General features: G+C 32.5%; 15 protein-coding genes and 1 pseudogene. 5 read left to right on the forward strand and 11 right to left on the reverse strand.

Going from position 1 to position 18,928, the window contains the following annotated elements; all coding sequences use genetic code 11:
- Positions 1-411: 411 nt before the first annotated feature.
- From FC80_RS02215 to FC80_RS02230, 4 genes are all read right to left on the reverse strand, one after another.
- Positions 412-3,699 (reverse strand): DEAD/DEAH box helicase, encoded by a 3,288-nt coding sequence (locus FC80_RS02215; protein WP_057828520.1) that lies wholly within the window; start codon positions 3,697-3,699, stop codon positions 412-414.
- On the reverse strand, positions 3,692-4,969 hold the full coding sequence (locus FC80_RS02220; RefSeq protein WP_057828521.1) for a sigma-70 family RNA polymerase sigma factor: 1,278 nt from the start codon (positions 4,967-4,969) through the stop codon (positions 3,692-3,694). Before FC80_RS02220 ends, FC80_RS02215 begins: the two co-directional genes overlap by 8 nt.
- Positions 4,970-5,163: 194 nt before the next feature.
- Positions 5,164-5,913, reverse strand: coding sequence for an HNH endonuclease (locus FC80_RS02225; RefSeq protein WP_057828522.1), 750 nt, complete (start codon positions 5,911-5,913; stop codon positions 5,164-5,166).
- A gap of 58 nt (positions 5,914-5,971) precedes the next feature.
- Positions 5,972-7,102 (reverse strand): hypothetical protein, encoded by a 1,131-nt coding sequence (locus FC80_RS02230; protein WP_057828523.1) that lies wholly within the window; start codon positions 7,100-7,102, stop codon positions 5,972-5,974.
- Positions 7,103-7,478: 376 nt separating this feature from the next.
- Between FC80_RS02230 and FC80_RS09715 the strand changes: the two are divergent.
- A pseudogene (locus tag FC80_RS09715) lies at positions 7,479-7,670 on the forward strand (transposase); the annotation flags it as partial.
- A gap of 124 nt (positions 7,671-7,794) precedes the next feature.
- On the opposite strand, the gene FC80_RS02235 reads toward FC80_RS09715, so the two are convergent.
- The 4 genes from FC80_RS02235 to FC80_RS02250 all read right to left on the reverse strand — a co-directional run bounded on the left by FC80_RS02235 (position 7,795) and on the right by FC80_RS02250 (position 12,876).
- Entirely contained in the window at positions 7,795-8,481 is a 687-nt protein-coding gene (locus tag FC80_RS02235; RefSeq protein WP_057828524.1) for a 2,3-diphosphoglycerate-dependent phosphoglycerate mutase, read from the reverse strand.
- A 106-nt stretch (positions 8,482-8,587) separates the two neighbouring features.
- Positions 8,588-9,769 carry a MalY/PatB family protein gene (locus tag FC80_RS02240; protein WP_057828525.1) on the reverse strand — a complete coding sequence of 394 codons (1,182 nt, stop codon included), beginning with the start codon at positions 9,767-9,769 and terminating at the stop codon, positions 8,588-8,590.
- A 5-nt stretch (positions 9,770-9,774) separates the two neighbouring features.
- On the reverse strand, positions 9,775-10,833 hold the full coding sequence (locus FC80_RS02245; protein ID WP_057828526.1) for an AI-2E family transporter: 1,059 nt from the start codon (positions 10,831-10,833) through the stop codon (positions 9,775-9,777).
- Positions 10,834-10,953: 120 nt separating this feature from the next.
- Positions 10,954-12,876 carry a fructose-bisphosphatase class III gene (locus tag FC80_RS02250; RefSeq protein ID WP_057828527.1) on the reverse strand — a complete coding sequence of 641 codons (1,923 nt, stop codon included), beginning with the start codon at positions 12,874-12,876 and terminating at the stop codon, positions 10,954-10,956.
- A gap of 272 nt (positions 12,877-13,148) precedes the next feature.
- Here FC80_RS02250 and FC80_RS02255 point away from each other — a divergent pair, with 272 nt between their 5' ends.
- Complete coding sequence (locus tag FC80_RS02255) at positions 13,149-13,454, forward strand: hypothetical protein (RefSeq protein ID WP_057828528.1); 306 nt, start codon at positions 13,149-13,151, stop codon at positions 13,452-13,454.
- A 189-nt stretch (positions 13,455-13,643) separates the two neighbouring features.
- Here FC80_RS02255 and galE read toward each other — a convergent pair whose 3' ends face one another.
- Entirely contained in the window at positions 13,644-14,642 is a 999-nt protein-coding gene (gene galE / locus FC80_RS02260; protein ID WP_057828529.1) for a UDP-glucose 4-epimerase GalE, read from the reverse strand.
- 241 nt (positions 14,643-14,883) lie between these two features.
- Between galE and FC80_RS02265 the strand changes: the two genes are divergently transcribed.
- On the forward strand, positions 14,884-15,609 hold the full coding sequence (locus FC80_RS02265) for a GntR family transcriptional regulator (protein WP_057828530.1): 726 nt from the start codon (positions 14,884-14,886) through the stop codon (positions 15,607-15,609).
- A 28-nt stretch (positions 15,610-15,637) separates the two neighbouring features.
- The gene (locus FC80_RS02270; RefSeq protein ID WP_057828531.1) at positions 15,638-16,243 is read left to right on the forward strand and encodes a histidine phosphatase family protein; all 606 of its coding nucleotides are present in this window, start codon (positions 15,638-15,640) and stop codon (positions 16,241-16,243) included.
- A gap of 2 nt (positions 16,244-16,245) precedes the next feature.
- Here the strand turns inward: FC80_RS02270 and FC80_RS02275 are convergent, their stop codons facing one another.
- Positions 16,246-17,238: an alpha/beta hydrolase gene (locus FC80_RS02275; RefSeq protein ID WP_057828532.1), complete on the reverse strand. Its 993-nt coding sequence runs from the start codon at positions 17,236-17,238 to the stop codon at positions 16,246-16,248.
- A 33-nt stretch (positions 17,239-17,271) separates the two neighbouring features.
- On the reverse strand, positions 17,272-18,102 hold the full coding sequence (locus FC80_RS02280; protein WP_057828533.1) for a hypothetical protein: 831 nt from the start codon (positions 18,100-18,102) through the stop codon (positions 17,272-17,274).
- A 145-nt stretch (positions 18,103-18,247) separates the two neighbouring features.
- Here FC80_RS02280 and FC80_RS02285 point away from each other — a divergent pair, with 145 nt between their 5' ends.
- Positions 18,248-18,856, forward strand: a complete 609-nt coding sequence (locus tag FC80_RS02285) for a DedA family protein (protein ID WP_057828534.1) — start codon at positions 18,248-18,250, stop codon at positions 18,854-18,856.
- The last annotated feature ends 72 nt before the right edge of the window (positions 18,857-18,928 follow it).

Genomic DNA, 18,928 nt, shown 5'->3' on the forward strand with positions numbered 1-18,928 from the left:
ATTCTTGCCGTCTAATAATTTAGAAGCAATTTCGCCTTCCCAGAATGGGTCTTAAAAGAACTCACAAAGCCTATCATACCGCTATTTATCATTAAATATTAAGTTGACAACTTGGCCCAGATTTCGTCAAAATAAAGATACAAAACGTTATGAAAAGGCACTTTAGCACACTAAAATTAATTATGTCTTCATTTCAAAAATTTGGAAGGGAAGACTAAATTACACATCAGAGATGAATTGAAAAGTATACCCTATTTGTCCTAAGTACTCTGCGCATGTTCCTGTATTGGATGTAAATAGATATTTTTACACGTTATTTTCGATGAAATTTTTTGGGGTTTATGTTATGGAAATTGTTAATGAAAAGAAAACCTCAGCTTTCTTTATTTAAACAAACTCAATAAATTAACTTTAATTCTTTTTAGACAACATATCCTTCACTTCGTTTGGTAAAATTCCCATAAAATAATTTTCAATGTTATCCCAAAACCATCTTGAATAGTTAATGATTCTTTTCTTATCACTTGGCTCGGACTGCTCTTTCATAAATAGATATTTAAGCATTGCAACACTAGTATAGTGCCTGAGTTGAACATCTTGTAATATACTATTTTGATAAAATTTACCTTGTTTAATTACTTTTTCCAATGGATAAACTGAGTTCATTCTCAAATAGATCTGCGGATTATTCCCCCCAATTATTTGGTAATTTAACATTTTCCTTGCTTCACCAATACCTAAAGCAGCAATTTTTGCATCAATATCATCCTCCCGAGAACGAAAATAGAATGAAATGACTTTATTAGTTTCCTTAACAAAGTTATCATCAGGTTTTAAAACATTCGTTATTGAACCCATTATAAATCTTGAAAACACATCTCCATCTTGGTAAATAATATACCTTTGTTTATTTTCACTGCTATTAGTTCTTTCTGCAATAAACTTGATATCTTTAATTTTTCCAAACTCGAACGCTGAGTTAATGATCGTCTGGGCAAAAGCACGAGCCTCAAACTTATCTGAAATCTTCAAAGATCTCATAAAGTGATTTCCAAGGCCATCGATCGTAAACTGACTTCCAGTAATCTTTTGTTTATTAATAAAACTCTCAAATGAGTTAAGTATAATCTTGTAATGGGATAATAGATTTTCAATAGTAATATTATTGTTCAATGCAACTTCAACACCTGAGGTATAGGCAAATTTTTCGAACAAATTTTTATGCTCAAGTTTTTTACGTTCATCTACATTAAACAACGCAAATTTGAAACTTGGGAATGACATTCTTTTATAATATTTTTCCCAAATTCCACTCAGATTTACTTGATAAACAGCAGCATATGTGTTGCTATTTAAATCCACTTCTTTGGAAAAATATTTACCAAGTCTTGACTTAATGAAAGTTGCTTCAAGTTCTGATGTAACAAAAATCAAGTCATTACCAAAAAGGCTTCTAGGACGTGCAACAAAAGGAGAATATCCCAATTTGTTTGGTGAAGAAAAGTCCTTCTCGATCATCAGAAGTACTGTTTTTACCTTATTGTCAAGGGAACCTTCATCACGTTTGTTTTGTACAAAAATATATTTGAAATCTTCGGGACTAATAATTAGATTACGATTGTTACCCTTTTCTTTATATACTGATAGGATTTTCCGCATCACTTCAAGTATCTGGTCCTTTCTAATCGCTGACATACCGTGAAGCTGTTTAACTTCATTCATATCACGAGAAAGAAAATCAATCATTCCAAAACCATGAGGAACCTTACTTTTATCTCGGGCAGCACGACCAATTTCCTGAACATAATCAACAACATTTCCAGTTGGAGCATAATGGTAAACATTAGTTATATCAGGAATATCTATTCCCATTCCAAATGCTTTCGTAGCTAAAATAAATTGAAGTTCACCAGACTTGTATTCTGATAACACTTCGTCTTTTTCCTCTTTCTGGAGAGTTCCAAAGTATTTACCAGTTTTTTTTGCAATTTCTGGTTCATTTTGAACGACAAAATTATAAAAATCTATTAACAATCTCACGGTTGGAAAGTATAGAAGAGACTTTTGTTTTTTCTTCGTCGCCATTTTTAAGTGTTTTAACGCAAGTGCGTTCTTCGTTTTACGATAGTCTCTACCTTCAGCATCTAAATCTTTTTCACTACTTCTAACACTCATCAATAAATCATCACGACGAACATCTCCGAAGTAAGAAATCGGGCTTATCATATTTAAGCTATTACGAGTATCCAAATACATATCTTCTCGCCCACCATAAATTGCAGTGGCAGTAAATGTTACAATTGGAAACTTATACTCTTTTCGTAATTTAGCAAGATATATACCTAAATACCAATAGTCAGCTCGGAATGATTTTCCCCAGGTCGTTACGATGTGTGCTTCATCAATAATAACTACACCAATACTTCTATCACCAATTAGCATTTTTATATCACTTCTAGCTTGTAACGTTTCTGGAGATAAATAAAGTATATCAACTTCTTGACTTTGGACCTTCTCTAAGATTTTTTCTTTCTCAAATGGTGGTGTATTTCCATTAATTGTTGCAGATGTATTTACACCTTTTCTCCTCATATTATCAATTTGATCATTCATCAAACCAATCAGTGGAGAAATTACCAGTGTTAGTGGCTTATCATTAAAATATTTTTCTGCTAAATATAATGCTGGAATCTGAAACATGACAGATTTACCTGCACCGGTGGATGCAGTTATATAAACATCACGGAACGATTCGCCACGCATAGCATTTTCAGCTTGTATCACAATATCATCAATAATCTGTGCTTGTGAAATATTAATTGTTTCCTTTAAATGGCTCTCAATATTTTTATAAAACTTTATTTCACGGTAACTATCGTAACCATAGATATCTTTTAATATTTTGATATATTCATCTTCGTTCTCAATAATTTGACGTCTTATGGATAATATTGAAAAATAAAAATTAACTTCAGAAAAAGATGAAATAATATTTAGTCTTTCGAGATATTTATTTGGAAGTGTATCTGCTGCTCCCGAAAAAAATAATACAACATTCGTTTTACTAGTTTTATTTAGAATTTCTGATTCAAGGTCCAAAAAGGGAATTTCATCATCCGAAAGTTCAATACGTTGAATATCTTCTAATGGATATTCAACGGAAAAGTTTACGTTTATAGGAGACACTTCATAATATGGAACAATTTTAATTTCTTCTTCAAATTCAGGATATGTCACATAATAGTTACCAGTTTGTTTTGAATAATCAATCTGGCCATAGAAAAATGAAACATTTTTAAGCAATTTTTCCTGTTCAGGTTCCAACTCATTATCTTCTTGATAATAAAGATAATGATAAATATTATCTACATTTGAAAGTGTTCCACTATATGGATACTGCTTGTCGTATAAATTATTCGCAAGAACAACAACTGGCATTTTATTAATAGCCAGTTGTTCCTTAAAAAATTGATATTCTTCGATGGTCATCCATTTATAAGGTTCATCAAATGTTCTGTTGTCGATCACTTCATCAACAACTTGTTCTCGAATAACATCAATATTTAACTTGTCATAATAGTCAATATCAAAAGTAAAATATTTACTTGAGACGGGTAACGCTTCTTTGTCAAATCCCATCAATACTACAATGCTATTTCTCCGAGACCTTATCAACTCTTTTATTTTATTTTCAATCATGATAGAAACCCATCAACCTTTCAATAACATTTGGATGTCGCAATTTTCTAATAGCCTTCGATTCTATTTGTCTAATTCTTTCCCTAGTGACTCCTCGAACTTCACCTATTTCTTCAAGAGTATGTTTTACTCCATCAATTAATCCAAATCTGAGCAATAATATTGTCTCTTCCCTACTAGTTAGGTGTTCTTTAAATATGTTTTTCAATTCTTTCTTTAATGCTTCTTCTTCAGCACATTCCTCTGGGGTTTTATTATTTTTGTCAGGAATAAAATCACATAGGTAACTTTTCTCCTCATTTCCAATTGGAATATCTAGGCTAGTTAAATTTGCCATATTTCGATATAATTTTAAGTTTCCAAGTTCATCTTTCGATATTTCTAAGTAATCAGCTAATTCGTCATCAGTAGCAGTCCTACTATTTTCATTCCAAAATTGTGCTTCAATTTTAGTAAACCTTATGATTTTTTCTCTCATGTGTACAGGAACACGAATCGTTGTACTGTAGTCAGCAATACTTCTCGTAATTCCTTGCCTAATCCACCATGTTGCATAAGTTGAAAATTGATTGCCTAATCTAATATCAAATTTTTCAGCTGCTTTCATCAAACCTTGTATCCCGGCCTGTGCCATATCGTTTACATCAAATGAGGGCGTAGACAATTTTGCATACCGATTTACAATTTTCCAAACTAATCTTTCATTTGCCTTTACAAGATCATCTAATACGATCCTTTTTTTCTCAAAATCAATATCATCATTATGTAAGTCAATTAGGTATTCAAAGTTTTTACTTTTATCTACGACATCTTGTAAAGAAGCTAATTCTGCGTTGAATTTTTCATCATCCAAAACTTCATCGAGACGGCCTAAATCTAAATCATCAAGAAAATCATAGTTCCCTAAATCCTTTTCGTTATGTACATCGTTAATTATAGAGTAACCGGAAGAGTCTAGGAGTGTCCTAATTTTTTTTTGAAGATCAAAATTAATATTTTCTACTTCAAACCACTTGTCAAGGTTACTTTGGTTTAATTCCTTTTTAGGACCAATCATTATAAAAAGTTTATCTACTTTTTTCTTTAAATAATATTTTGAATACTCTATGGTAATATTCAAATCCTCAAGTTCTTTATATACTGTATCTTTTTCATCCGCACTGATTGAATAATCATGGAAGAGGCTATCTATAACTCTACTCTTAATTTTACTACCGAATATCAGGTTATCATTGATGTATTCAATTATAGTTTCCAAATTTTGTGTCATTGCTAATCCTACCCCCTGTAGTAATTGCAATATCTTGTCAATCATTAATTTTACTTACATCCTTCGCTACAAAACAACAACCATACATGTCTTGATTAGTAAATGCTAATAGCATTAGTCGATAAACCTAAAAATTTTATACATATACATCGCACAAGAAAAATGATTTTTGCTATTTTGTATGTAGTCAAAATTTATTTTTTGTTTTCATTAATAATTTTCTTCAGTTCAGAAACTGAAAGTATCTCATTTTTATGTCGATGTACCATTCTATGGCAATTAGAACATAAAGGAATTAAATCTTTTAAAGGATCCACAACGATTTCTTCTTCCATACTAAACAATGGTTTAACATGATGAATTTCTATATAATCAGCACCTAAATTTCCGTAAGCCTTACTAAAGTTAAATCCGCAAGCGGCACAATTTAGGCCATGATATTCAATAGCTTTTCGTCTGTTCTCAGGACTCCGTTCATATTTAGTTGTATATATGAGTTTCTTTTTTCCTTCGTATATTACCGATTCTAATGGATTAAAAGAAATGTCTCCAATTAAATTTTCAATTTTATTAGCAACGTTTGAAGGTATCTCTCGTATACTCTGAATGTTGCCTTTAATTCCTAAATCACTTAACTGTCCTAAATTTATTATTGAAGAAATATTTTGTACTTTTTCAAGAGTGAACCATGGTGGATTCATGCCAAAATCAATTATAGAGTTTGAAAATGCTGAATCATCAATATGATATTTAGTTACATTAGTTTCCAAAACTTTTGCCTTTACAATTAATCCTTGTGTTGGCTTAGCTTCATAAATGTAAACAATGTCCCCAACGTCTACCATTTTAGTTCTTCCTTGCTTCCAATGTAATTTTCTTAAAGTTTCAAAACTTTCTCTTGCCCTATAATATTTAGGATTAGATGGAAAAATAAAAAATTTCATTGCTATGTCTCCCTTTGAGAAAATCATCATATTCATTCAATTTCAAAATCTTATTTTCTTATGGTAATTGATAATACACTTTTCCATCTTTAAGCAAGAGATTAGTATCTTGTGTAAATAGGTCCAAGGTTACTTCTTCTGGTTCAATATTTTTTAACTTTCGTTGATGTTGAATTAGTTTTTCTGTATCCAAATCTATCTTTTCATATTGCCATTCTTCATTTATCTTAGCTGCTAGGCCAAAAAACATTCCCTCAAGACCTTGTTTAGAGTACCTGTGGTTTTCCAAATCCACATCATATTCATCTTGTTCTTTTGTATGCCATCCCTTTATACTCTCAAAAATTTGATTAGTTTTGTTCAAATATTCATTATATATATTGAAATATCCTTGCCCTATTCCGTTCTTATTACTGAATAGTAATGAAAGGCGACCAATTTCCTTAAGAATTGACAATAAGCTTTGTTGAAAAAATAATAATGCTTTTATTTCATTTACTTTCTTTAAATAACCTTTAAATCCATCTATACCTGGATTTATTACCAAAGAACTGATTTCATCATTAACCTGTTCCATTAGTTGTGTTGCTGTATCACGATAGTTCATTAAGGTATTTCTGTGTACAGTTCTAGTCTCAACATCATTCAAAATTTCAGCACTAAATCTAGCACAGTCTTTTAAATTAATAATTAATGCACGAATCTTACTTTTAAATTCACGTTGCTGAAATTCTTTAATTTCTGTAATTGAACTATTCAAATCATCCATTTTTGAACTGATTTCAGTCATATAATATTGTCCAACAACCATTGAAGCAACATTCATAACATTAGCAGTAGACAATATTTTTGATTGCTTTACTTCCTTTAGTAGTGCTTGACTTTGAATTTTCCCACTTTTTCCTTGAACAAATCCTCTAAGATAATCTCCATCTCCATGGGCTTTAACTAATGTTTCTCCTTTTTGTATAACAACTTCATAAAGCCCATTTTTACTATTCCCAATAGGAATATTCTTAGTAATTAACTCAGCAAACCTTGGAGATAATGAAATGAGTTCGTCTAAAACTGCACTATCTGTAATTTCATGTAACTGTTTATTCAATATATCTTTATCTGTTTTAGAAATAAATTTAAGCTCATTTTTATTTTCTAATTCTTCGTCATTCTTCTTCATCCAAAAAGCCATAATAACACCCCTTTTTAATCCCCAAAATTTTCCCTTAAAAAAATAATCGCAATAACTATTCATTGATATATACTACTTATATACATAATTCAAATTTTAGAATAACAATTTCTTTAAATTATTTAAACTTATTTCATTGTATAAAGTAAATAAATTTAAAAAAGATAGTTGATTTATATTTCTTAGAATATATTAAACGTGCACACACCTACCAAAAATGACCAGTTAACTTAAACCTGCTTAAACAATGTTATCTGTGTAAATTTTTAGTGTTGAAGCAGCATCGTATTTTAAATTTCGCTCCACTGGTCATCAGACGAGCTATACTGCCATTGATGATGATACACATCGGCTAGTTTCTGTCTTACCTAATTGCCTTCGCCTTAATCGAAGTATCCAAAATCACTTTGAAAGTAACTATTCTAATGGCCCACTAGAAGGCGTTAATCGCAAAATCAAACAAATTAAACGTACGGCATACGGCTACAGAAACTGGTCACATTTTTACACCCGGATCAGAATTGAATTTACGATTCGAATAAAAAAAAGAAAACCAATTCGAAAATGAATTGATTTTCTTATAAAAATTTCTCATCAACAGCGGTTGACAAAGAGCCACAAAAAGCAGTAAGCAAAAAGCCATGGCCCCTTTGAGGGAAGCCATGGCTTTTAATGTTTATTATCGTTTGTTATTAAAGTTTTTCTTTGCTTACAATGTTCAACTTCTCATCCAAGTCATAAACAACTGGTTGACCTGTTGCCATTTCAACATCCATGATGTCTGCATCTGAGATGTCTTCAATGTATTTTGTAAGGGCACGTAATGAGTTACCATGTGCTGCGATAATAACGTTCTTGCCGTCTAATAATTTAGGAGCAATTTCGTCTTCCCAGAATGGGATAACACGTTCCAAAGTAACCTTTAAGTTTTCGCCACCAGGGATAGCACGTGGGTCAAGGTCTGCATAACGGCGATCTTGTGCAGCAGAACCTTCATCATCAGCACTCAAAAGTGGAGGAAGTACATCATAAGAACGACGCCAAATATGAACTTGATCTTCACCAAATTTTTCAGCAGCTTCTGCCTTATTTTGGCCTTGTAATGCACCATAATGACGTTCATTTAAGCGCCATGATTTTGTTTCTGGAACCCATAATTGATCTGATTCTTCTAAAGCAAAATGCAACGTTTTGATAGCACGTGTCAATACTGATGTATATGCTTGATCAAATTCAATTCCTGCTTCTTTTAATTTACGTCCAGCTTCCTTAGCTTCTTTTTCACCTTGTTCACTCAAGTTAACGTCAACCCAACCGGTGAAAAGGTTCTTCAAGTTCCATTCACTTTGTCCATGACGGATAAAAACTAATTTTGTCATAACTAGCCAAAACCTCTTTCATATTTGATTTGTTTACAATTCACATTTTACACTGAAAACTTAAAAATTCATAGTCCAAACAAGTTACAAATTGTGAAAAAGTGCATTAGTTTTCTAGCGCCTCTAACAATGCTACAACAGTTCTTTCAACATTTTCAGGAGTTGTTGCAAGGTTAAGTCTAATAAATCCAAGCCCTGCTTCACCAAAAATTTCACCATAATTAACTGCAACTTTAACCTTTTTTTCCATGAAATTGCGCAATTTACTTGGCTCAACTACCTTACGCATATCAACCCAAGCCAAGTAAGTTCCTTCTAGATCAGTTACCTCAATATCTGGTGCTTTTATTGCAAACTCATTTTTTAGGTAGTTAAAATTATATTTAATCAAACCCAGCAATCCGTCTAACCAATCGCCACCCTCTTGATAGGCTGCTTGGGCTGCAACTTGAGCTAACAAATTTCCTGCTGGAAGATGTAATTTATTTACGAATCTATCGTACCGTGCACGGATCTGAGGATTAGCAATCACCACATGGCTACATTGTAATGCTGCTAAATTAAATGTTTTAGAAGCAGCATCTAACATTACTACGTTATCACGATATAAGCCATCATTAACAGAGATTGCGGAAACAAATTTGTTATTTCCAATGACCAGGTCGTGATGAATTTCATCAGAAATTACCAATACCTTTTCCTCTCGACAAATCTCCAATAATTGTTCTAATTCTTCGTTACTCCAAACTCGGCCAACCGGATTATGCGGAGAACAATTAAGAAGTAACTTAACCTGATTGGTTTGGATTTTCTCACGAATATCATCAAAATCCATTTTGTATTGTTTTCCATCATTAATCAGATTCGAAACAACAAGACGACGATCATTTTCTTCGATAACATGCATAAACGGATGGTAAACTGGTTCAAGTACCATCACTGCATCCTCTGGTAATGTCAATACATTAACTAACGTACTGATAGATTGAACTACCCCTGAACCAAATCGAATCCATTCTTGGCTGAGTTCCGTACCATATCGTTCTTCTTGCCATTTGCAGTATGCATCGTAGTAGCTACTTGGAGTTAACGAATATCCATACACACCATGTTCAATTCTTTTTTTTAAAGCATTTGTTACTGCTTCAGGTACTTTAAATTCTGCATCTGCAATCCACATTGGTACAAGATCATTTGAACCAAAACCACTCTCCATCGCATCCCATTTTATTGAATCAGTATTTTTACGATTGACCGCATATCTTTCTACGAAATCTGCAACTTTCATCTTACCTACTCCTTATTACTCAATTTTTCTTTAAGTTTACCCAATGAAGCCTTTTTTCTCTTAATTGGTTTCACCCCTAGAATATCCAATAAAAATGTAAATATAGGAATACCGACAATCAGTCCCCACATTCCAAAGAATTTTTCTGCTACAAATAACACTATAAATGTATAAAAAATGGGAAGTTCTGTCTTACTGGACATTAGTTTGGGATTAAGTACATACGATTCTAGTATATGAATCACGAGTAACATTATCACAATATAAACAATATAGTTCAATCCCCCAACGGAATATCCAATGATACTCATCGGAATTGCGGAAATGATTACGCCTGCAACGGGAATCAGACTCATCAAAAAAATCAAAAGTGAGAGGCTAAATAGTTGTGGCATATTCATTATTGCAAGACATATCGTTGTCAATGTTGTGTTCACAATTGCAATAATAAATTGAGTCTCAATTACAATACCAAATGTATTAACGAATTTTTCAGCAAAATAATATATATCTTGAAAAAACCATTCATACGGTCCCTTTAAAAAACTCCGTGAAAAACTAAACATCCGCTTTTTTTCTATTGTGAAGAAAAAACTAAGTATTAGCGATAAAACAAATGTAACTCCCATTGAACCAACACTTGTCAAATATTTAAACAAAATGGTCACCCCATTTTTCATTTGTGCAACAAGAGTTGAAGTACTTATATAGCTACTGATATATTCAAGAATTGAGTTCCCATCAAATGATGGTTTTTGATAAAAATCAATTACGTAACGTACCATTGATTCAGTTTGATTAAATAACTTTGGTAAGTAAATAGTTACACCCGTATATAACGCTCCAATTATTAACAAATATACTATTGTAACAATCAATGCAGCAGGAATTTTGATATACTTTCGGATAAAATTAGTAATACTAAGAACTAAAAAAGTAAAAATAAAAGTAAGTAATATCAAACTCAGCAAATCTCTCATCTCATACAAAGCAAAAATGACAACCATCAATACTATTGTTCGTCGTAATCGTACATTAGCAATAAATTTTTCCCACACTCCCAAAAGACCACTCCTAATTTGTTAATATTTATTACCCCTATTGTAACTAAAAAAAGACTAGGTCAAAAGTTGAATTTAGTTTAATCACTCTAAAAATCTTATAATTTTAGAGAAAATGCAATATTAACTATCATATTTATTCAATATTTCGCGGAGCATCTGCAAGCTTTTCTTAATCTCTTCTCCAATATCTGTATCAGCAACAGTTTGCCTTTCTAATTCTTGATTAACAATCTTTCTTGTAGATTTAATATCTCGACTGTGTTTTACTGCATCTTTTTTGGAAGTAAATGGGTAGTGCGTAACTAATTGTAACCCATAAGAGTTATATAAAAGTGTGTAGCCGCCAATCCCCGTAATCGGCTGATATGCCTTTGAATAACCACCATCAATCACTATCATCTTTTTATTAGCAAGAATTGGTTCCTGTTCTTTCTTAACAGGTGTATGTCCATTAATCACGTGCCCGCTTTTTTCATCCAACCCAAACTCAATTAATAGTTGATTACAGAACCATTCTTCCTTGCGTAACTTAAAGTATGCATTTTTGCACTCTTTTTTGGGCTCATCTTCAGAAATAAAATACCGTGCAAAGGTTGTCATACTGTGTTTCCCAAAAAGCGGAGACAAAGCGCCTTGCCACAAATACCAGATCATATCTGCCTCAATATTTTCGCCATTATTTGCTTTTTTATATGCTTTTCTTAGTCTTAGTTCCCAAAAATCCAGCAATTTTTTACCCGAAAAACTATCATTTTCATAATTAAATTGTTGGAATGTTCCATCTTCTTCAACTGGAATACACCCATGAAACAAAAGATTCCCATTGTATGTCTTATACATACTTCCTTTACCAACCAAAAAGTCCAAATGTTTTCTCAATTTTGTTGCATTCATAAAAGAATTAAGCAACGATTGAACAACTTCATCTTCTTCTTTTGTCAATTCAAATGGCTTGTCAGGATTAATAGTCCTAAAGCATGTATTTTCCAAACTATATGTCTTTCCTTCAATCACTATTTCTTTTTTAGGCCACTGAATTTGATCTAACAAAATCATATCATCTAACTTAAACTCTGGCCTACGTTTTTTTAATTGTCCTTCAAGCTTGAATTGAATAATGGACACAGCTTGATGAATCTGTGTAATTTGAATTCTTTCATCTGACATTACAAAATCTTCATTTTCGAGTGTTTTAGGCCTAAATGCCTCATTATCTCCATAATTTTTTTCAGCAAACATCGACAAATGACGCAAATTAATCCCATATACATCCTCAATGATTGCAAGATTATTATATCTAGCACAAATCCGGAGAAGATTCATCATACATAAAGCTGACCCGGCAACAGCCCCTATCCACAATACATCATGATTACCCCATTGAATATCTACAGAATGATAATTAATAAGTTTCTCCATAATCTTGTCAGGGGCAGGTCCTCTATCATAAATATCTCCAATTACATGCAAGTGATCAACTACGAGTCTTTGAATTGTATAACAAGTTGCAATAATAAAGTAATCAGACTGTTTTAACTCGACCAAATTACGCAAAATTTTATTATAATAATTCCGCTTATCATGTTCTTGTTGATCATTATAAAGCAACTCTTCTGTAATATACACGAAATTTGGACTAAGCGCTTTCCTAACTTTGGACCTTGTATACTTTGTAGCCGTAACTTTTAAAAGTTCAATTAAATTCGAAATTGTGTTGAGATACCATTGTTCCAAAAATTCTTGGTCTGTTAGTTCCTTTTTTTGAAAAGCAAGTTCATCTTCAGGATAATAAATTAAAGTGGCAAAATCTTGAATATTTTTTGGTGTTAATCTTCCTGCAAAATTTTCTGTGATTTTTTGCTTAACATTACCTGAACCATTTCTAAGGGTGTGATCAAATGCATTAAATTCACCATGCAAGTCACTAACATAATGTTCCGTAGCTTTAGGTAAGTTCAAAATTGCTTCTAGGTTAGTTATTTCAGTTATTATCGCTTGTTCGGTTGGAAACTTTTCACGTACCAATTTTTCAACATATGACATATTAAGATTCCCCCTGTAAGTCTCTTCATCCTTGAATTTTTATTATTCTTTAATTCATAATACAATGATATACATCATGTTATAACAAATACCAATTTTCAGCAAATACTCAATTATGCTTAATAATCCTTTATTTAACTTACAAGTATTCACAATTAATTATCAATACCAATTTGTAATTATTTGAGTTTTTTTATTGAAAAAAGCTTTTTTTAGTGCTAACGTATAGTTATTATTTCGAGTCGAATAAATTTCTTAAGGAGGATATTTATATGAATAATACTGTCATTGAAAGAACAGAAGCCAGGATTGAGAAGAATACAGAATGGCGCTTATCTAACCAGAAAAATGGTAACTTTCTTGATGTTGTCTTCTGTAAAGAACTTGAAAACACCATGAAGAAAAAACGTAATTTTTCATTTAATCGTTTTGAGTCAGAACAGCTTAATAACCTTCATTCATTAGTTAGTAATTTGAATGGAAACTTCAAATTAGTTTTGGATGAAAAGGTGATTGGCCTGGACTTTCTTCCACTCTCAGCAGATGTCGCTTCAGAATTAATTGTTGCACAAGACTAATCTAGTCATTTTCATATTCAAAACTACTTAGAACTGTAATAAAAAAGGTAGAGTTGATGGACATTTATCTCTATAATTAATTTTAGAGAATGTTCCAGTCAACCCTACCTTTTATATATATTTAATTCCACGCTGTACTTCTAAAATTCACTGATGATTTAATTATTCTAGTATTCTATATTCGTACTTTTAATTACGATCTGCATATCCATTTGGATGAGTTAAATGCCATTTCCAGGCTGTTTCAATAATTTTATGAATATCATCAAATTCCGGCTTCCACCCTAAGATATCACGAGCCTTATCAGAAGCAGCAATCAGAGTATCAGGATCGCCCCCACGCCTTGGCGCTACCTCAGCTGGAATTGCCTTTTTTGTTACATCACGTGCAGCTTTCAAAATTTCCATATTAGAAAATCCTGTGGATGAACCTAAGTTAAATGCGGTACTGTCATTACCCTCACTCAAGTACTTTACTGCTAAGATATGGGCATCAGCTAAATCAAATGGATGAACATAGTCACGGACATTTGTCCCATCAGGTGTATTATAATCATCTCCAAAAATCTGAAGCTTCTCTCTTGTACCTGCAGCTACTTGCAATACGATTGGTAATAGATGTGTTTCTGGATTATGATCTTCACCAATACTGCCATCAGGTTTTGCTCCTGCAACATTGAAGTAACGTAGAGCCACAAACTTTATTCCATCAGCTACATCTGACCAATGCATGATTTTTTCCATTGCAAGCTTACTTTCTCCATATGGATTAATTGGTTTTTGTGGGTCAGTTTCCTTAATTGGTGTTTTATCAGGAATTCCATATGTTGCTGCAGTTGAAGAAAAGACAATTTTTTTAACTCCAACTTCAGTCATGACTTCTAGTAAGTTAATCATACCTGCTGTATTATTATCAAAATACTTAAGTGGCTTTTTCATAGATTCTGCAACCAACGAAAAAGCTGCAAAGTGAATAACAGCATCAATTGAAGGATTTTCCTTAAATACTTTTCGCATAAAATCACGATCTGCAATGTCACCTTGATAAAATTTTGCTTGCTTGCTAACAGCCGCTTTATGACCTGTAACTAAACTATCAACAACAATTGTTTCTGTGCCTTGTTCTATCAAACGGTCTACCGTATGCGAACCAATATACCCCGCTCCACCTAAAACTAAAATTGACATCTTTGTTCCTCCTTGAAAAGTATGATTAACAATTCATACCTCGCTTGAATTTCATTTTATTGGAAGACTTTTCAATCTGTAGCCTTTCCTTATTATTTTACCAGTATTACCAAATAATTTGTTAATTAATATCAAATTGTATTTTTTTAGCAAAAATCATAATTTCTTATTTAACTCAAGACTTGTCGTTTCTATTAAGTTGTGATTAACTATTATTTAGAACTTAAAAAGGGGCAAGCTTATGTCAGAACTCGTTTATAAACAAATAATTACAGATTTAAAAAAGAAAATATTTGCCGGCCTTTTTCCAGATTTACGTTTACCAGATGAGCGTACACTTAGTGGTCAATATGATGTGAGTCGTAGTTCTGTTAAGCGGGCCCTCAATCGGATGGCTAACGATGGCATAATCTTCAGAAAACGTGGAGCTGGCACTTTTATCAATCCTCTTTATCTAAAGAACGAATCTGTTTTCAACTACGAAGAAAGCTCTAACTTAGGAGTTACTGATAATTTTAAAATGAACGGCCAACGTCCTAAGATAAAAGTTATTTCTTTTGAAGTTATTAAACCTAACCATGAATTACGACGTGATCTTTTTTTATCACACGATGACTTTGTTTATAAAATTGTCAGGCTTAGATTATTTGATAATCAACCTTTCATGATTGAAACTGGGTATATTCCAATTAAAATAGTACCGGAACTAACTAGATCTACAATCGAGAAATCCATCTTTAACTATTTACAAGAAGTTCATCACCAAGCTGTAACCAAATCTTTTCTGTCTGTTTTTGCTGAACCTTCAACCGAAAAAGATCAAGAATTACTTGGTTTATCTTCTAACGAACCAACCGGTATTATGGAAGGAATCTTCTTTCTTGATGATGGAACACCTTTCGAATTTTCACATATGCGTTTCCATTATAAATACTTGAAGTTCAATTCTTTTGTTTCCGTAAATTAATTATCTTAATTCTCTCTGGAGGTACATAATGACTAACCTTTATATCGTGCGTCACGGCCAAAGTGAGGCAAATGCTGCTGGTATTTTACAAGGAAGCTTAATTGATACTCCACTATCTGAAAAAGGACAACTACAAGCTTTAAATGTTCACAACCACTTAGAAAAACTAGATTTACACTTTGATATCGTGATTGCCAGTCCACTTTTACGTGCCGCTCAAACAGCGCAAATTATTGCACCAACTAAGCCAACCATCTATGATTCAAGATTAAAGGAATTTGATTATGGTGATTGGGATGGACAGTTATCAGCTGATATTCATCAAAAATATTCAATTTTTTTTGATGAAAAAAAGAACCTGTTACCAGGTTCTGAAAAGATATCTCATGGCGAAACCTTTGAGGCTGTAACTACAAGACTTAATTCCTTTCTTTCTGAGGTTGCACTAAAATATCCCCATCAAAATATTCTCATTGCTAGTCATGGATTCACAATTAAACTTCTCTTAAATGCAGTCTTAGGAATTACACAACTTAGCGCTTTAAATGAACCTGACAATGCAGGCATTACAAAAATTGAATTAACATCTAACACAAGAACAGTCGTATATTTTAACAGAGATTTAACACAATAGTATTATTGCTCTTGGATAAACTTAATTGTTTGTTCAAGGGTTTTTTTAGCTTTTTTAGTTGCAAAATCAAATTGATATTCATGATTAACTCGCTCACTTTTAGCAAAGAAACGAGTTTTCACATCTACATTTTTACTTTCAAGTGACTTAGCGAGTTCCTTACCAGAAGATTCAAACGTATATTGATTTCCATCCGTAATATATGTTGCAGGATAATTCTTTGTTACTTGATTTGCAATGTTTGCTTCCGTTGCTAAATTCGATTTGCTCCAAAAAAAGTCCCCTGTCATAGACCATCCAACAGTATGTACAAACCATCTCATTAACAAATTATTTGATGCTTTGGCTTCTTTTTGAATCATACTAAAATCGTACGGTCCGCAATATAAAATGGCTCCCTTAAAGTTAAGATTACTTACTAAAGTTTTAGAGAATTTTTGTGCATACTTAGTATTAGCCTGAATTGCTAAATATTGGGCAGCAATCTGTGCTCCTGCAGAGTCTCCACCAACAAAAACCTTAGGTGATTTGGGTAAGTTATATCTCGCCGAATTTTTTGTAAAATGCCTTATTGCAGCTGATAACTGGTAAAGTTGTGTTGGGTACTTTCCAGTTGGAGATACTGTATAATTGATACTTATTACAATCGAATTTGTTCGCGCAACAATGTAAGTTCCAAATTCCTTGATACTTTTTTTGTCCCCGCCTATGAATCCTCCACCATGAACCCAAAAAATTACTTTTGTTTCCCTGTTATTCTGAGGATAATAAATATCTGCTTTTTCAGTCTTTTTATTCCCGTAAGATAAATTTCTTCTAACACTGACAAATTTTTTCGCATTATTATACATTTTCGGATTTGTTATCTTGACCGGCCCGTCGAAAGCCCGAGAAAATAGTAATACACTAGGACGTGGTGAGACCACAAGTAACAAAGTAACTACCACTATTATGCTAACAAGGAAACCTAGGACTATCTTAAAAAATTTCTTCATGCATCACACCTACATTTTCATTGTTTACCCGACTTACTTGAATTCACGTGCAACTTCACTAACAGTCATATTTTGCTCACGAGCATGCTCAATAACTTCCTTTACATCTTCATCACTAAATGCTTTAACGTTAATTCCTTGACCCTCAATTTCCTTACGAGCTTTTCTTATTTGCTCATCAGTAATCTTTTGCGAACTACTCGATGAAGAATTATTTTTCGATGCTGGAATAGTTGGCAAAATATCTGTTGCTAATTTTTTCTCGCTTGATTCATCGGTACTAGAAATATGGTATCCTAACCTGGCAAGAACTTGATTATTTGTATGCTCTAAATTCTTTGCTTTTTTTCGAATATCTTGATAATAAGGTTGAGTGATATTACCATAACCCAAAATTACTGCTAACTTTGTATTTGAAGCAGTATATTCATAATTCGTTGCCAAAACCTTTGCACGTTTATAAACTTTATTAAAAATGGTAAGTTCATGTACAACTTCTTTAAGTTCAACCTCTTTTGAAACGGCTCTCAGTAATAATGTTTGCGAACCATTTGTTAATTTAGTTACTTTTTTGAAATTTGTAATTGCTGTACTATAATTTTGTTTTTTTATGTCCGCTAAGCCTTTTTTATAATTCTCCAGTTGCTGTATATGCGCATTGGCGGAACCATCATTTGCTCTTTTTTTGAGTGCATTACGAAAATGATTTTCAGCACGCGAATAATTGGCTGTAGTAATAGCTTGCTCACCTGCGTCCATCGCATTATTGTAATATTGTGTGGTCTCAATATGTTTTGTGTAGCCATAGCCTATAAAAATCACGGCAATGAATAATGTGATTACGAGCCAAGCTTTCTTACTCATTAACTAATTCCTCACTTTCAACTTATTACACACAATTATAACATCTTTTATCATTTATTTTCTTGCTAAAATACCCTTACCTAAGTTTCATTTTTGACCTTTTAAACCACCTTATGTAAAATTAGAAGAAAAAATAGGAGTGTTTATGAACTCATCTTTGCTAACTAACCTTATTAATGATTATGGCTATTTTGGAATTGCCTTACTACTTGCACTCGAAAATATTTTTCCACCAATTCCATCCGAAATAATTTTAGGGTTTACTGGATTTTTAACAATCTCAAGTAATTTGGATATTTTTGGTAGTATTATTGCAGCCACAATTGGTGCTTTAATTGGTGCTTTAATTTTGTATTTTTTTGGCAAAATCATTTCAGTTGACCGCTTAGAACAACTTTTAACAGGAAGGTTAGGTAAGATTCTGCATTTTAAACCTGCAGATTTGGAACGAGCATCTAGTTTCTTTAATCGTCACGGAAACTCTGCGGTCTTCTTTGGGCGGTTCGTTCCAGTGGTACGCAGTTTAATTTCAATTCCTGCTGGAATGTCCAACTACTCTTTGGGACGATTCATCTTTTTTTCAACTTTGGGGACATCTATCTGGAATACAGCATTAATTTTTGTTGGTAGGATGGCGGGGCATGCATGGCCGCATGTTATTAAGACGATTGTGGCTTATGGAAAAATTGGCTTAATTGTTATAATTATACTGTTCATAGTTTGTTATGTTGTTTATAAAAGAAAAAAAGAATAAGAGTGTGACTTCAACTGGGAAAAGTTGAGTATAACGTGAAATAACTCATAGCAAGATTTTGGCTGTGGGTTA

This window comes from Liquorilactobacillus cacaonum DSM 21116 (genome assembly GCF_001436735.1).
Classification (GTDB): domain Bacteria; phylum Bacillota; class Bacilli; order Lactobacillales; family Lactobacillaceae; genus Liquorilactobacillus; species Liquorilactobacillus cacaonum.

Coding starts and splice junctions, on each gene's coding strand:
- FC80_RS02215 (WP_057828520.1), bottom strand. CDS start 3,699: ATGATTGAAAATAAAATAAAAGAGTTGATAAGGTCTCGGAGAAATAGC.
- FC80_RS02220 (WP_057828521.1), bottom strand. CDS start 4,969: ATGACACAAAATTTGGAAACTATAATTGAATACATCAATGATAACCTG.
- FC80_RS02225 (WP_057828522.1), bottom strand. CDS start 5,913: ATGAAATTTTTTATTTTTCCATCTAATCCTAAATATTATAGGGCAAGA.
- FC80_RS02230 (WP_057828523.1), bottom strand. CDS start 7,102: ATGGCTTTTTGGATGAAGAAGAATGACGAAGAATTAGAAAATAAAAAT.
- FC80_RS02235 (WP_057828524.1), bottom strand. CDS start 8,481: ATGACAAAATTAGTTTTTATCCGTCATGGACAAAGTGAATGGAACTTG.
- FC80_RS02240 (WP_057828525.1), bottom strand. CDS start 9,769: ATGAAAGTTGCAGATTTCGTAGAAAGATATGCGGTCAATCGTAAAAAT.
- FC80_RS02250 (WP_057828527.1), bottom strand. CDS start 12,876: ATGTCATATGTTGAAAAATTGGTACGTGAAAAGTTTCCAACCGAACAA.
- FC80_RS02255 (WP_057828528.1), top strand. CDS start 13,149: ATGAATAATACTGTCATTGAAAGAACAGAAGCCAGGATTGAGAAGAAT.
- galE (WP_057828529.1), bottom strand. CDS start 14,642: ATGTCAATTTTAGTTTTAGGTGGAGCGGGGTATATTGGTTCGCATACG.
- FC80_RS02265 (WP_057828530.1), top strand. CDS start 14,884: ATGTCAGAACTCGTTTATAAACAAATAATTACAGATTTAAAAAAGAAA.
- FC80_RS02270 (WP_057828531.1), top strand. CDS start 15,638: ATGACTAACCTTTATATCGTGCGTCACGGCCAAAGTGAGGCAAATGCT.
- FC80_RS02275 (WP_057828532.1), bottom strand. CDS start 17,238: ATGAAGAAATTTTTTAAGATAGTCCTAGGTTTCCTTGTTAGCATAATA.
- FC80_RS02280 (WP_057828533.1), bottom strand. CDS start 18,102: ATGAGTAAGAAAGCTTGGCTCGTAATCACATTATTCATTGCCGTGATT.
- FC80_RS02285 (WP_057828534.1), top strand. CDS start 18,248: ATGAACTCATCTTTGCTAACTAACCTTATTAATGATTATGGCTATTTT.